Raw genomic sequence first — 15488 nt, forward strand, 5'->3', positions numbered from 1 at the left:
ATTCTAACCTACTTAGGTCTGGAGCTCAATCAGTTACGATGAATTTTAACCGTGTTCGGGATATTCCTCTAAAATACGCTTAAGCTCATTTGAAATGCGCTTGTCAGAAACACTTACTCTGACTCCAAGCTGCTGAGCAAAATAGGACACTCTCAGCTCCTCAATCAGCCATTTGACGTTGATAAGATCATCTGGAATGGCAGTATATTTATAGCGAGATAAGGTATTCTTATAAAGAGTATTAACTTCCTCAATCTTTCTGGTATGAACCAGATCACGGTTAACATCCCGGTGAACCTTCTCGATTCTGTAAAGCATTGCATCAAGATATCTTGGGATCTGCTCCAGGTACTCAACCTTGGTTGAGCTTAAAAAGCCCTTATACACAAGAGAATCAAGCTGAGCTGCCATATCCTTGTAGCTGTAGGCTACAGCAAGGTTCAGCTGACCTTTAAGCTTACGCTTAAGCTCATGAGCCTTTAAAAGAATCTTCTCAACAATATTACAGAGCTTCAAGGCTGTATCGTTCAGATCACCTCGAACCTTCTCTAAAAGCTTTTTAAAGCTCTCCTCGTCATATACAGGAGCATTGTTCTCGACCATAATAAGGTCAATTGAGGCCAGCATCAGATCATTTATCAGATCTTTGATGGTTCCCAATGGCTGATAGTACATTGAGAGTTTTGACTTGTTAGGCAGGTGCTGCTCAAGATATGCTGTAGGCTGTTTTAAGCCTAATGATAAAAGCTTTCTCTGACCGGTCCACATGGCTTTTGCCTGCTTGTATTTGCTGTCATACAGCTCGAGGGTTACGCCCTGACCTTTATCGGTTAAAGCAGGATATGCTGTAATCTCAATGCCGTTCTGGCGGGTAACCTCGGTTGGTTTTATAGTACCGAAATTCCACTCGCTTAAAGGCTTCTGAACCTTGGTGGTCTTTGATGCATACTTACTCAGAGCATCCTTAACCTGCCCCTGAAGAGAGGCGGCGATAGCATCAAAGTTTCTGCCTTTTTTGATAACTCTGCCCTTTTCATCCTCAACAGAAAAAATCATGAAAAGATGCTTTTCAATAAGAGTCCTGTCAAAATCATCAGCTGTGACAATCTCTCCTCCCATACGGGTAAGCTCCTTTGCAGCTCTCACATAGAGATCATCCCTGCAGGGACCTCCCAGTGATTCAGACAGAGCCTTTGCATAGTTTGGAGCTGGGATCAGATTCTTTCTTAAGCGCTTAGGCAGAGACTTAATCAGCGAGGTTAAAAACTCAAGTCTTAAACCAGGAATCTGATAGGCAAATTCCCTGCTGTTGATTCTGTTAACAATAGCCAGAGGAATATGTACGGTAACACCGTCATCCTTTGAGGTTGGATCAAAGACATAGCTTAAAGGAAGTTTAAAGCTGTCATAATGCCAGAACTCTGGGAAATCGTGTTCCTCTACCTCATTGAAGGCATCCTTTGAAACCAGATCAATTGAGAAATTCAGGTAATCAGGCTCGCTTACGCGTTTCTCTTTCCACCATTTGTCAAAATGTCTCTGAGTCAGAATATCCTGAGGAAGTTTCTTGTCATAGAATTCCTCTAAAACAGATGAATCAACAAGAAGATCACGGCGACGCAGCTTATCCTCTACATGCTCAACCTCGTCTATAACCTCAAGATTATGTCTGAAGAATGCGTGATTACACTCGATATCTCCTCCGACTAGTCCATCACGGATAAAGAGTTCACGACAAAGCTTAGGATCAATACTGGTATAAAGAACCTTTCTGCCCTGAACAACAGGAAGACCGTATAGAGAAATGGTCAGATTGGCAACAACACTCCCCTTTGATTTTGACCAGTGAGGTTCTGCATAGTTCTTTTTAACAAGATGTCTGCCAATTGACTCAACCCATAAAGGATCAATTGCGGCAACAGTTCTTGCAAACAGTCTTGAGGTCTCATTAAGCTCACCGGCACAGATCCACTTAGGCTTTTTCTTGTTGAACACTGATGAAGGATGTATTACAAACTTAATGCCTCGAGCGCCAAGATACAGTCCCTTGTCATTGTCATCATAGTGACCGACCTGAGACAGAAGACCACTTAATATTGCCCTGTGAATTGCATCGTAGCCTGCTGGTACCTCATTTAGAGTATACTTGAGCATCTGGCAGGAAGCTCTTAGCTGACGGAGCAGATCGAACCATTCACGGACTCTCAGATATGAGATAAATTCTGATTTTAACTTCTTGCGAAGCGCTGAGTTGCTCATCTCCTTCTGGCACTTGCAGATGTAGTGATACAGATTCAGATATGCAAGGAAATCTGACTTCTCATCATCAAATCGGGCATGCTGCTGTCTGCTCTGCTCCTGTCGGTCGACAGGTCTCTCTCTAGGATCCATGACCGCCATGGCAGAAACGATAACCAGAACCTCAGATAATGAACCTTCTCTGTGAGCCTCAACCAACATTCTTGAGAGTCTAGGGTCACAAGGGATCTTTGATAAATCTGTACCAATCTTGGTAAGTCTTAACTCATCAGTTGAAAGACCTCGTGACTCACTGATGGCTCCGACTTCCTCTAAAAGTCTGATACCATCGGTAATCTGCTTGCCTGATGGAGGATCAATAAATGGAAATACAGTTATATTTCCAAGACGCAGAGAAACCATCTGCAGAATTACAGACGCAAGATTGGTTCTCAGAATTTCAGGATCAGTGAAATCCTGTCTTAAATCGAAATCTTCCTTTGAATAAAGTCTTACACAGACACCTTCACTGACACGTCCGCATCGGCCTTTACGCTGATCAGCACTGGCCTTTGAAATCTTTTCAATCGGCAGACTCTGAACCTTGGTTCTAGGAGAGTATCTGCTTATTCTTGCTGTACCAGGATCAATTACATATTTGATGCCCGGAACTGTCAGAGAGGTTTCAGCCACGTTTGTTGCAAGAACAACTCTTACAGTTGAATGAGGAGCAAAAATCTTGTTCTGATCAGATGTTGCAAGACGAGCATATAAAGGAAGAATCTCGGTATTAGGAAGATGAGCCTTTGAGAGGAACTTTGAGATATCCATAATCTCACGTTCTCCTGGCAGGAATACCAGAATATCCTCTCTGCCATATTCTTTGAAAAGGAATTTAATGGCATTGAGAATACCGTTTCTCAAATCCTTCTCATCAGTTTCAACCTCATCATCATTATCAGTTTCATCTGTCTGACCAAGTGGTCTGTAAACAACTTCAACCGGATAGGTACGACCAGAAACCTCGATAATAGGAGCATTATCAAAGTGCTCAGAGAATCTTCTGGTATTGATGGTTGCTGAAGTAATAATAAGCTTAAGATCAGAGCGAACCTTTAAAAGCTTCTTTAAATAGCCTAAAAGGAAATCAATATTAAGAGAACGCTCATGAGCCTCATCGATGATGATACAGTCATAATTTAATAGCTTTCTGTCATGGGCTGTTTCAGCCAGAAGAATACCATCGGTCATAAGCTTGATGTAGCTTGTATCAGAGGTTACATCATTAAATCTGACCTTGTAGCCTACACTCTGACCTAACTCCTCTCCAAGCTCTGAAGCAATTCTTGTACTTACAGCACGGGCTGCAATACGGCGAGGCTGTGTATGTCCGATAAACCCGAAACGACCTAATCCCGCCTCAAGACACATCTTCGGAATTTGTGTAGTTTTACCAGAACCGGTTTCACCTGCAATGATTACAACCTGATTGGATCTGATAGCCTCAATAATCTCTTCGCGTTTCTGAGATACAGGAAGATTCTCATCATAGGTTAAATTCGGGATATGAGATTCACGCTGCTTGAAGAACTCAAGATACTCTTCAAGTTTTTCACAGATATAAAGCTTCTGCTCAACCTCTTTATCGCCCTGACAAGAAGAGAGCTTATTAAGCTCCCTTGAAATTAAATGTCTATGTCTGAAAGTTAATGATGGAAATTTGCTTTTTACTTCTGAGATAAATTTTTCTTGTTCTTTCTTGTCCATATTTATGAGTATTCTTCGTCGTCATTTATACTGTCAAACAGCTGCTTCTGCGCAGCCTTACGACGACGCTCAAGTTCATCCTGTTCTATTTTCTGCATTATAAGCTTATCTTTGCGCTTACGTTCAAACTCCTGCATCAGCTCAGAAGTCAGATACAATCCGGCACGTCTAATCTTGTCACCTTCAAGATCAACAACCACCAGGGAGATTTTAATCAGATTTACTCTATCTCCTGGCTGAGGATATCCGCCAATATGATAGGACATGAAATCACCCAGAGTTAAGGTCTTCTCGTATGTAGTAAGTTCAAAGCCGTACTGTTCGCCAAGCTCCATCATGAGAGTATCGGCGGCGTACATTTTATCACCTTTATATAATGGGTGTCTCTTCTCTTTTAAAGGATGAGAAAACAGAGAATTCAAAAGCAGTTCATCTGCATCTCGACCGATTAGGGACAGAATATCGCCAACCTTGATAGGTGTATCTCCCTGACATTTAATCATCTTGCCATCACGGAAAATAGCTGCAACAGAGGTGCCCTTTGGAAAAGGAATGGTTCTTAAAATTGCTCCGTCAAAGGTTTGTTCCTTGATTCTGTAATTGAGGATTTCATAGTCGTTTGAAAGCATAATGCCCACATCTGACTTGGTAATTGGAACCATAACCGATGGAGTACATACCCTTAGGAACTTTGATAATGGAACAATCAGTGACCCCTGGAACAGCAGAGATACAATAACAACCACGAAAGCTACATTGAAGTACAGCTGAGGATTATCAAGATTCTCAAATACAGGATAGATTGCAAGTACAATAGGAACAGATCCTCTCAAGCCCACCCATGACATGAAAATCAGATCACGATTGTTATAGGCTCTGAAGAATGGCTTTAGACACAGGAATACAGCCAGAGGTCTTGCTAGTACGGTAATTACTACGGCAATAACAACACCAGGGAACCAGTAGTTAAACATCTCATGTGGGGTAACCAGAAGACCTAACATTAAGAACAGAGTGATCTGAGAGAGCCAGGTAAAACCTTCTGATACAGGAAGAATATAGCTTACATGACGGGTTTTCTGATTACCGACAAACATACCGATAATAAAGATAGCCAAAAAGCCAGAACCATTGAGATAAGCTGTAACAGCAAAACCTACAAGGCCCATACCTATAACCAGAATACAGTACAGACCAACACCCAGGGAGATATTGGCAATAATAAATCTTGCAACTGCACCTATACAGACACCTATCAGGATACCAAAGCCAAACTGGGTTGCAAAAAACAGCAGAGCATCAGTAAGAGAGGTTGCTTTTGCTGAGGCAAAGGCAATCATGGTAGTGGTAAGAAGAATTGCCATAGGGTCGTTGGTTGCAGATTCAATCTGCAGTGTACTGCTGACATTGGTCTTAAGAGAGACATCTTCGTTTCTTGAAAGCAGAGAGAAAACAGCAGCAGCGTCAGTAGATCCTACGATACAGCCTAAAAGCAGAGACTCAATCAGGGAAATATCCAAAAGCAGATAGGCAATGCCGCCGGTAATACCGGAGGTAAACACAACGCCCAGAGTTGCAAGTATGGTCGATTCACTTGCCACCGACTTCATGGTTGTGAAATTGGTTCTGAGTCCGCCATCAAGCAGAATAACCGCCAGCATAAGGTTGGCTATAAAGAAAGCAGATCTGTAATCTGTATACTGAATGTGCAGAATCACACCGTCTTCACCGGTTAACATACCGATTGCCAAGAACAGCAGCAACAGTGGAGTTCCGAAGAATGATGAAAGCTTTGAGGCAAAAATTGCGAAGGTAAGCAGTAATCCCACAATAAAGAATGCGTAATTTACATCAGTAATCTGCATCGCATCCTCCTTTTCTTGTTATTGTGGGAATCCAGAATTGAATTCTTTACATTTTCTTTAGTGTCATATTTATATTCTAAATTATCGCCGGCTTTAAACATAGTAAAATTCAAACATTTGTCAAAATTTTTTAAAATTTTTTCGTTCTATTACACTAGGTTAGAAAGGATATACGAAAAATTGAGAAGAAAGTCTGAATATTATTCAGAAAAAATCAGATCAATTTTATTGAGATTTATGCCTTTTCCATTTAATTAAGTGAGAGATAGAGCCTCTGTGATAGAATGGAAGGCCGTGTATATAACAAAAGAAAAATAGATTGTATTATGGAAGAATTTGGCTTAACTCGTGTTCCCTACTACCCAGAACTGAATGTAGTTAATAGAGATAATGTTAATAATGACTGCAGCTCACTGGTTCTGTCGGTTCTGCTTTTCTGGCATTCAAAAGATAAATATGTAAGATTCAACGCCAGATGTCATACCCATCTTCTTGCAAGAAATCTAAGAGTAAGTCCAGAGGCTGTCAAAGAGGCACTTGAGTATCTTGCTTCCATAAAAATTCTTATAAAGGAAGAGGAAGTCATAACCACCCAAAGTGAGGATCCAGACAAGAGAACCAAGCTTAATGAGTTTTATGATCTGGATTTTCACAGCCTTCATGAATACCTAAAGACACGTGACATCATTATTCCTGTGAAGGTCCTGAGACTTGCATCAGATGATTATTTTGATTTCTATTCCTATATAAGTCCAAGACGACTTCCTGTGGTTCAGGGACTTTTAGGCATGGTAAAGGGAGAGAAATACGATACTGCAGCCTTAAATGCATGTGCAATCATCTGTGGTATCTGTCGCGAAAGTGAGTATGAGGATTTCTCTTACAAGGCTCTGGCCCCAGGCTGGAGAATGCTCGCTCAGCCACCTGCAACAGCATATGATGTCGTACAGAGATACCAGAGAGAGGGCGAGCGTTCTGTAGATATTGATCTGATGGATGGATCCTTCTTTATGCCAGACGGAGATTACTTTGGTACAGAAAAACACAAAATCTGGCATTCAGGCAAAACCACTGAACCAAGAATTCTTGCTGCAGCTCTTTATCTGTGTTTTACAGCTGTAGATGAGGATGTTGAATTCTACTCTGATCTGAATATGGACGAGCTTAAAGCCGCCTTTGAACTTCTATACAGATTCACATCTCTTAAGGGCAGAATCGGAGATTACTACTATCATTACCGTGATGTTCATGGAGAAAGACTCAAAGAGGAGCAGGAAAAATACAAGGCCATCCTGGATTCTCTGGACAGCCTTGAGACTTTTGAATTTTAGAGGAATCTGGCGCCACTGGCGCCATTTTTAAATCAGATTGATATTAAAGAAAGGATGAAGCTCTGCACTGTCCTTTTCAGGCTGAGGTTCAAACTCAATCTTATAGGCCTTTGCATCTCTGTCTGATTCCACATCAAAGATAACCTTCAGATCATTTCCATGAGCCTTGAGATCCTCATTGACGGTACTTACTGCAATCTTGGCAGCAACAGCATTTGGGAAGCCTAAAGTATCTGTAGAAATACTGCAGAATGCCAGTGATTTAACCCCGTTCTTTCTTGCAACCTTCAAAGCCTCGGTATAGCAGGAAGCTAATGTAGCCTTTTCTCTTGGTGAAATGTTAAATCCAACCTTAGGACCTACAACATGAATTACGAATTTGCATGGAAGATTGAATCCATGAGTAATGGTTGCGGTGCCTTCCCTAGCCTCTCCGCCACCCAGAATCTTGTAGCACTCATAGCGAAGCTGCAGACCGGCTGCAGAATGAATGCAGTTGTCGATACAGTTATGACCTGCCTGGAAACATCCTAAAAGAGATGGTGTTGCAGAATTAACAATTGCATCCACCTTTAATGTAGTTATGTCCCCCTGATGAAGACTCATATTTGAATTGATCTTAGCCTTTAAAAGACCTCCTGGCTGCACCAGTTTTTTCTCTGCAAGCTCTGCCTGAAGCAGCTGATCCTGCATTGTAAAATATTCAGGAGGAAGTTTATTCTGGACTTTATGCATATTCATAAGACCTCTTAACAGAGCTCTCTGAGCAAAGTAGTCATCAGAAAAGGACTGAGCCTGATTCTTTAAACTAGGCACGTACTGTACTAATATCTCGATAAGCTTTTCTACTAAAGGTTCTTTCTCAGTCATATCGGTTCACCTTTATGAATGTTATTTTTATAAGACTAACTTTTTTATACCTTCACCCTCCATTTTTTTCAACAAATTTACTTTAAAAATACGGTCTACTCTGCAACTAATAAAATTTTTCTTAAAATTGCATAAAAATCAGATCTGTATAGGATTTTTCAGCAAACTGAATTTCCTTATCTAATACAAAAAGTTATTCGTAAAGATCAAAAATGCAGAAAAACAAGTTAGACAAAAGTACTTATTAGAAAAAAAATTACTTGAAAAAAAGGTGAGTTGGCACCATGTTTAAAGAGAACGAGTGAAACTGAATTAAGGTATGAAAATATATGTCAGATAATACTCCTAAAGATAGAGACGACCTTGATCCTCAAAAGCTTAAAACTCTTAGTGACAAGGTAAACTCCATCAAAGAGAATATAAAGAAAGGTGTAGAGGAATTGCAGAAGACCGAAGCCCTTATCAATGCACAGAATACAGATTCATTAAAATCTCTTGCCGCAAAACTTGCAAGTTTGGGCGAGAATACCGATGGCATGGAAACATCAAAAAATGAGCCTGAGGAGTTATTTGTAATTCCTACCTTCGGCCGACCAGTAATGCCATCTCAGATCACCCCTATGCAGATTAAGTCTGACTACGAGGAGATCATTACCCAGATAGCTCAGTCTGACAGTAAAACATTTGCAATTTTCGCTATTGACGAAAAACTAGAGAAAAAAGGAAAAATCAGACAGGCTGACTTTCCTAGGATCGGAACCCTGGTAAAACTACTGCATGCAAAGGCTGTAACCGGAGAGGTTCATTTTGTATGTGAAGGTATTGAGCGTGTAACCATCAAGGAATGGAGAAACTTCAACGGCTCGCCTAAGGCTGTTTTGGGATACCCAGAAAATGAGATGCCAGAGCCGGGTTCAGAGGATGAGGTTAAGGTTAAGGCCTATGCTATGAACCTTGTCTCTCTACTGCAGGAGCTTCTGCCTTTAAATCCAATGTACTCTGATGAAATGCGTCAGTACCTGCTGCGCTTTGATCAGAACGATCCTTCCCTGCTTGCAGACTGTGCAGCATCAGTTACAACAACCTCTGCAAAATCACTGCAGAAGGTTTTAGACTGCACCAATATCTTAAAGCGACTTGAGCTTTCTCAGGATCTGCTGCAGAAAGAACTGAAGGCAGCTAAACTGCACGATGAGATCAAAACCACTGTTAATGAAAAGCTTTCAAGAAAACAGAAGGAATATGTTCTAAGAGAGCAGTTAAAGCAGATCCAGAAAGAGCTGGGCACACGTTCAGACAGCTCAACAGAGGCTGACGAGTATGTAGACAGAATGAAGAAGCTATCTCCTCCTGACTACATCAGCAAGAGATTTGAGAAGGAGCTTAAGAAGCTTAACTCACTTGATCCAAATTCTCCTGAATACGCAGGATTAACCAATTATCTTGATATTCTGACAACTATCCCATGGGGAGAGGTTGCAAAGGAAGAGCTTGATATTGCCAAGGCCAAGAAGATTCTGGATGAGGATCATGAGGGACTTAAGGATGTTAAGGATCGTATCCTTGAATTCTTAGCAGTTGGAGCCCTAAAGGGAAATACCAACGGTTCAATTCTTCTGTTTGTTGGACCTCCAGGTGTAGGTAAAACCTCTATCGGCAAGTCCATTGCAAAGGCTTTAAACAGACCTTTCTACAGACTGTCTTTAGGCGGTGTAAACGACGAATCTGTTATCAAGGGACATCGTAAGACCTATGTGGGAGCAATGCCAGGTAAATTCGTACAGGCACTGCGTGAAGCCAAGGTAATGAATCCTGTAATCATGCTCGATGAAATCGACAAGCTTACAAGATCTTATCATGGTGATCCAGCATCTACCCTGCTTGAAACCTTAGATCCAGAGCAGAACAACGGCTTTATGGATCATTACCTGGATGAAAGACTGGATTTATCAAAGTGTCTGTTTATCTGTACAGCAAACACCACTGATACAATTCCACCTGCTCTTTTAGACAGAATGGATCCTATAAGACTCTCAGGCTATATCAGTCAGGAGAAGCTTGCGATTGCCAAGAAGCATCTGCTGCCAAAAGGTCTTGAGAAAGCAAACATGAAAAAGAGCCAGCTTAAGATTTCAGACAGCGTGCTCAAAAAGATCATTGAAGAGTATGCCCGTGAAAGTGGAATGCGTTCTACTCAGAGAGCAATAGATAAAATCATCCGTAAGGCTGCTGTAAAGATTTTAGAGGGCGAAAAGTCCGTAACAATTACAGCATCATCACTGTTTGATTATCTTGGCACCGCCCCATTCAAGCGAGAAAAGAAGCTTGAGGGTGTAGGTGTAATCACAGGTCTTGCCTGGACCTCAGTAGGTGGAGCTACTCTGCCAATTGAATCATCCAGAGTAAGCAATGATGCCAAGGGCTTTGAGCTGACAGGATCTTTAGGTGATGTAATGAAGGAGTCTGCCCATATTGCCTACAGCTATGTACAGGCTCACATGGGAACCTTCTGCAAAGACAAGAAGGATTTCTTTAAAAAAGCATTCATCCATCTGCATGTACCAGAGGGAGCTACTCCTAAAGATGGTCCGTCAGCCGGTGTAACCATGGCAACAAGTCTGCTGTCACTTGCCATGAACAAGGCCCCAAGAAAAGGCTTTGCCATGACTGGAGAGCTGTCTCTTACCGGACAGGTTCTGGCTATCGGTGGAATTAAAGAGAAGACTATTGCCGCAAGACGCATGGGTATTACCAATATCATCTGCCCTAAAGCAAATGAGTCTGACGTCAAGGAGCTGCCTCCTGAGGTAACTGAGGGAGTCACCTACTACTATGCAGATACATTCAACGATGTTGCCAATGTAATCTTCGACAGTCGTAAAACAAAGTAATATCAAAGAATAAGAAGACAAATCCTCCTTACAGGTTCAAATTCTGAAAGGAGGATTTTTTTTGTTGTTACACTAAAATCAAAGAAAAATAATTAAATAAGAAAAGACTTACAGATAGCAAAGGAAACAAAAAAAAATATTGTGACAGAATCTTCTGATTTAGAGTGGTGACAATCTGAAAGTAATCAGACTTTAAGATAGGAGGGAAAAGCCGTCCCAGACGGTTACGTCTGGGATGTGCTTTGTATTACTTAGCTTTCTTAGCAGCCTTCTGCTCTGCAATCAGGTCCTCTAAGTGCTCTTTCTGAGCCTGAAGCTCTTCCTCTGATAAGGCAGTCTCTTCAGTCTTTGAGAACTTTGAGGTTAAAGAATCAAAAGAACCTAGAATCTGCTCTTTGTGGTCCTGAAATAGCTTGTAGCCAACAGCACCAGCAACAGCACCTGCTAGTAAGCCGATAAAGAAATCAGTCTTGTTTGATAACATATTTATCTCCTATCAATTTATTAAGACTTAGTTAAAATTATAAATTATCCAGATCCTGATTGCGTTTAATTTTTTCAAAATTAAACTTCTTATCAAAAAGAATTCTGGCAGAATTGATTACCACACCTATGGTTGCGGCATTGTGAATTGTTGCAGCAATCAGAGGATTGATTTTACCCAGTGCACCTAGCATCATTGCAGCAGAATTAATAGCGATAGTTGCTGCAAAGTTCTGACGAACCAGCCCCATAGTGGACTTAGATAATTCCATAACCTTTGCAAGCTTTAAAGGCTCATCTGAAGTTATGGTAATATCTGCAGACTCCATAGCAATATCAGTAGATTTACCTCCTAAGGCAACACCAATATCGGCATAAGCTAAAGCTGGAGCATCGTTAATACCGTCACCTACCATCAGAACCTTTGAGTAGCTCTGTTTGCTTGCCACAAACTCAGCTTTTTCGTGAGGCAGAACATCCGACTTATAGCCATCAAGATCAAGTTTTCCTGCAACATATTCGGCTGTAACCTTGTTGTCACCAGTCAGCATAACAATCTCATCCACACCGTTTCTGCGGATTCTGTTAAGAGTCTTCTTGATGTCCTTACGGATTGGATCAGTAATTACCAGAGCGCCTAAAAGCTCACTGTTTCTAGCAACATAAATAATATTGCATTCCTTTGAGAAGCCGGATCTGTCAATGTCATTTACTCCAGGAATATGCTTCTCTTTCATGAAGGTTCTGCTACCTACCAGGATCTCTCCGCCCTTATAGCCATCAAAATCAGAAACACTGGCGCTGATACCACGACCAACTACTGTTTCAGTCTTTACTTCATGAGGAACATTCCACTCTTTATCCTGAGCGTAGTTGATTACAGCTTCAGCTAAAGGATGTGATGAGGATTTCTCGGCAGCTGCTGCTAACAGAACCAGCTCTTTCTCCTCAATCTCATTGCATCTGATGGTATCAATAAGAATTGGGTGACCGTCGGTAATGGTTCCGGTCTTATCCAGAATAACAGTATCAATATCAGCTAAGGTTTCAATAAAGTTACCGCCCTTGACCAGAACACCAATCTGAGCAGCCTTACTTATTGAAGCAGAGATTGCTGTTGAGGTTGAAAGCTTCAGACCGCAGCTGAAATCAATGAAGAACATATTCAAAACACGCTGGAAGTCACGGGTTACACCGTAAACTACAGCAGCTGACAGGAATGAAATTGGCACTAGCGCATTTGCCATTCTGTCAGCAAAGTTCTGGATAGGTGCTCTTCGGTTCTGAGCATTCTCCACCATGTTGATAATGCGGGCCAGATTAGTCTCATCACCAACCTTGGAAACTCTGATGGTAATTTCACCGGAACGAACTACAGTACCGGCATAAACTTCCTGTTTAACAGTCTTGAAAGCAGGAATCGACTCACCGGTCAGTGATGACTGATCAATTGAAGCTTCACCTTCAATAATCACGCCGTCAACGCAGATCTTCTCACCCACGTAAACTACGACTTCATCATTTACCATTACATCGTCAATGCTTACCTTAGAAATATGACCCTGCTTATTCTTAAGCCATACATATTTCTCCTTCATATCAAGAAGAGTTGAAATATGCTGACGAGCCTTCTCTGCCGCACCGATAGTCAGCATCTCAGCAAAGTTGGAAAGAACAAGTAGAGAAAGACTGGACTCAGGCTTGCCAGAAAGTACAGATGCAAGCACTGCAGTTGCAGTTAAGGTATCTGCATTAGGTGCTTTCTCCTTGATAAGGCCCAATACACCTTCTTTAAAAATATCCTTTGCAATCAGCAGAACAAAAGCTGTTCTTAAAAAAGACAGATTGGTGAATGCTGTTGGAGACAGACGCTTGAACGCCTCTAAAGCACCAAAGCCGAACAGTGAAACCAGAGCTTTGAACTTATAGTTCTTAAGTTCCTCTGATACCGCCTTAATATCATTCTTTTCCTTTTTAGCCTTGGCTTTAAGCTCTTCCCTAACAGGAACAAGTCTTAATGCAAAAAGAGCTTTAGCTAAAGACAGCTTGTCTTTAGCATAAACGCTTAAAGTATTGTCCTTTAAAATACAGGCTGATACTACACCTGGAACCTTTCTTAGCTTATATTCAAGAACAGCAGTGCCTTTTGCACTGTATTCCTGTTCGAGCTTGGTTGTATAGTGAAATACTTGTGCCATTATTTAGTACCACCCTCAAGAATCTTATAACCCCACCATACTAAAGAAGGGCCGTTTGGAACCTGATTCTGTGTAAAGACCTTATATCCGCCCCATAAAAGACAGATCGCACCGACAACTACAGCAAGATCCGCAACACCGTTAGTTGAGCGCTTTACACATGAGTTAACCTTTGTGGTGTAATTTCTCAAAGACTGACCAATAAGCGAATTTCTGCCGATTGATGCTGCCTGCTGTCCAACGCTGTAAGCTGAGGTTGCACCAAGTGTTGAATTGGCAATCTTTGACTTGCTTTCTGCTACCTTAAGGGTCTGAGCATTCAGATGATCAATTACGGTATCTACATCCTTCTCCTCACATTTATAGGTAAGAAGAATAGTGCCGGTAACATTGTTTACAGTTATCTGATCGAACAGATCCAATCCTTTTAACTTATTCTTTAACGCATCAGAGAACGATTTATCCTTCAAAAGAACACTCTTATAGCGTCTTCTTCCCTCAATACTGTGTAAACAGGTAAACATAGCTAATTTGGTATTCTCGTTGAGTTTCTTGTTAGAGTAATTATTAAAAACCATCTGCATTAAAGGCTGAGCTACAGCAATAAGTACAGATAAAACGGTAATATTCATTTAAGTTTCCTACTTTCCCGCCTTCTTTCGAAGACAATGTTCAATTTCCAGTAATTCTTTGTTCGAGGCTAATTTATCAACATCGTATTCAATCAGAATTGAACCGGTTACTTCATTTATGGAAAAGCTATCCAGTTCCTTAAACTGTGAAAAATACTCTTCAAGAGCCTTTGCATTTTCATGATTTCCCTTGATAAGAGAACTGTATCCTCTGATACGTCCAGGGATATAGCTTGCAACGGTTACAGTTGACAGAAAGTATTTTTTTTCGTTAAAAAACTGAGATAAGAAATTAAACATAAATTACCTTTTTTAATTTTTAAATGATTTTATTACATAAATAATCAGTGAGCATAGTCAAATCTTTATTACTAATAAACAATACAAATTAGCAGAGTCTAACTATTATGATAAAAATCAAGGAAATATTGTTTAATTCATTCCACTTTCAGCATAAATTAGCCATAGCTAATTAGTATATGCTAACAGAAATAGTGGAAATTTTCATGCTAAAAAAATTATTTTTTTGACGGGTTAATAACTGTTTTGAAAAATCTATAAATTGTTTATAAAGTCTACAAAAATTTTGTAGACTTTTATTTTTTAGGCTTTATTTGATTTTCTACAGAAGGTAGAATACACAGTCTCGTTAATTATTAAAAGAAGCAGCGGAAGCTGACAGGTAACATAAAAGAATGATTGTAGGACAGGTTATAGAGCTAAAGGCAAACAATAAGTTTTTCACTTATTGCAGAAAAGCCTTTGGAGTAAAAAGATTTGCCTACAACTGGTGTGTTGAGAAGTTTAAAAAAGACTATGTTTCACATATAGCCGCCATGAAACGATATACCAGAGAACTTGCCGAGTATAAAAAATCACCACTCCAGTCTACAACAGCACCTGTAAAACCTAAACTGCCAACATGGCAGGATTATAAAAAAGAATTCAATGCAATCCGCCTGGAAAAATACCCCTTCACTTACGAAGTAACAAAATATGCGTCACAGCAGACCTTCGTCAATTTCGGAACGTCCGTAAAAAGTTACTTTGAAAATGTAAAAAAGAGAAAGAAGACCAAGGTAAAGAAGAATAGTAAAAAACGAAAAGCATTCTTTCCAAGATTCAAAAAGAAGAGTTACCAGCATGGCTCCTTCTATATAGGCGGTGACCAGGTAAAGCTTGTAACAGGAAAATCCTGTTCAAAGAAATTAGA

General features: G+C 40.5%; 10 protein-coding genes. 3 read left to right on the forward strand and 7 right to left on the reverse strand.

Annotated elements, in window-relative coordinates:
• Window positions 1-45: 45 nt before the first annotated feature.
• On the reverse strand, window positions 46-4005 hold the full coding sequence (gene hrpA, locus B5D46_RS05445; RefSeq protein ID WP_078928589.1) for an ATP-dependent RNA helicase HrpA: 3960 nt from the start codon (window positions 4003-4005) through the stop codon (window positions 46-48).
• 2 nt (window positions 4006-4007) lie between these two features.
• The gene (locus tag B5D46_RS05450) at window positions 4008-5870 is read right to left on the reverse strand and encodes a potassium/proton antiporter (protein ID WP_078928590.1); all 1863 of its coding nucleotides are present in this window, start codon (window positions 5868-5870) and stop codon (window positions 4008-4010) included.
• A 326-nt stretch (window positions 5871-6196) separates the two neighbouring features.
• Between B5D46_RS05450 and B5D46_RS05455 the strand changes: the two genes are divergently transcribed.
• Window positions 6197-7201, forward strand: a complete 1005-nt coding sequence (locus tag B5D46_RS05455; protein ID WP_078928591.1) for a hypothetical protein — start codon at window positions 6197-6199, stop codon at window positions 7199-7201.
• A gap of 27 nt (window positions 7202-7228) precedes the next feature.
• Here the strand turns inward: B5D46_RS05455 and B5D46_RS05460 are convergent, their stop codons facing one another.
• Complete coding sequence (locus B5D46_RS05460; RefSeq protein ID WP_078928592.1) at window positions 7229-8071, reverse strand: macro domain-containing protein; 843 nt, start codon at window positions 8069-8071, stop codon at window positions 7229-7231.
• 329 nt (window positions 8072-8400) lie between these two features.
• On the opposite strand from B5D46_RS05460, the gene lon reads away from it, so the two are divergent.
• Window positions 8401-10962, forward strand: coding sequence for an endopeptidase La (gene lon, locus B5D46_RS05465; protein WP_234973822.1), 2562 nt, complete (start codon window positions 8401-8403; stop codon window positions 10960-10962).
• A gap of 247 nt (window positions 10963-11209) precedes the next feature.
• Here the strand turns inward: lon and B5D46_RS05470 are convergent, their stop codons facing one another.
• From B5D46_RS05470 to B5D46_RS05485, 4 genes are read right to left on the reverse strand one after another with little or no spacing between them, the layout of a single operon-like run.
• Window positions 11210-11446 carry a hypothetical protein gene (locus tag B5D46_RS05470; RefSeq protein WP_078928593.1) on the reverse strand — a complete coding sequence of 79 codons (237 nt, stop codon included), beginning with the start codon at window positions 11444-11446 and terminating at the stop codon, window positions 11210-11212.
• A 37-nt stretch (window positions 11447-11483) separates the two neighbouring features.
• Window positions 11484-13643: a heavy metal translocating P-type ATPase gene (locus B5D46_RS05475; protein WP_078928594.1), complete on the reverse strand. Its 2160-nt coding sequence runs from the start codon at window positions 13641-13643 to the stop codon at window positions 11484-11486.
• Window positions 13643-14275: an HMA2 domain-containing protein gene (locus tag B5D46_RS05480; RefSeq protein ID WP_078928595.1), complete on the reverse strand. Its 633-nt coding sequence runs from the start codon at window positions 14273-14275 to the stop codon at window positions 13643-13645. Before B5D46_RS05480 ends, B5D46_RS05475 begins: the two co-directional genes overlap by 1 nt.
• Before the next feature lie 9 nt (window positions 14276-14284).
• On the reverse strand, window positions 14285-14575 hold the full coding sequence (locus B5D46_RS05485) for an HMA2 domain-containing protein (protein ID WP_078928596.1): 291 nt from the start codon (window positions 14573-14575) through the stop codon (window positions 14285-14287).
• Between the two features lie 395 nt (window positions 14576-14970).
• Here B5D46_RS05485 and B5D46_RS05490 point away from each other — a divergent pair.
• A partial coding sequence (locus B5D46_RS05490) for a hypothetical protein (protein WP_200805022.1) occupies window positions 14971-15488 on the forward strand: 518 nt, incomplete at its 3' end.

It is taken from the genome of Succinivibrio dextrinosolvens DSM 3072 (assembly GCF_900167015.1).
GTDB classification, from domain to species: domain Bacteria; phylum Pseudomonadota; class Gammaproteobacteria; order Enterobacterales; family Succinivibrionaceae; genus Succinivibrio; species Succinivibrio dextrinosolvens.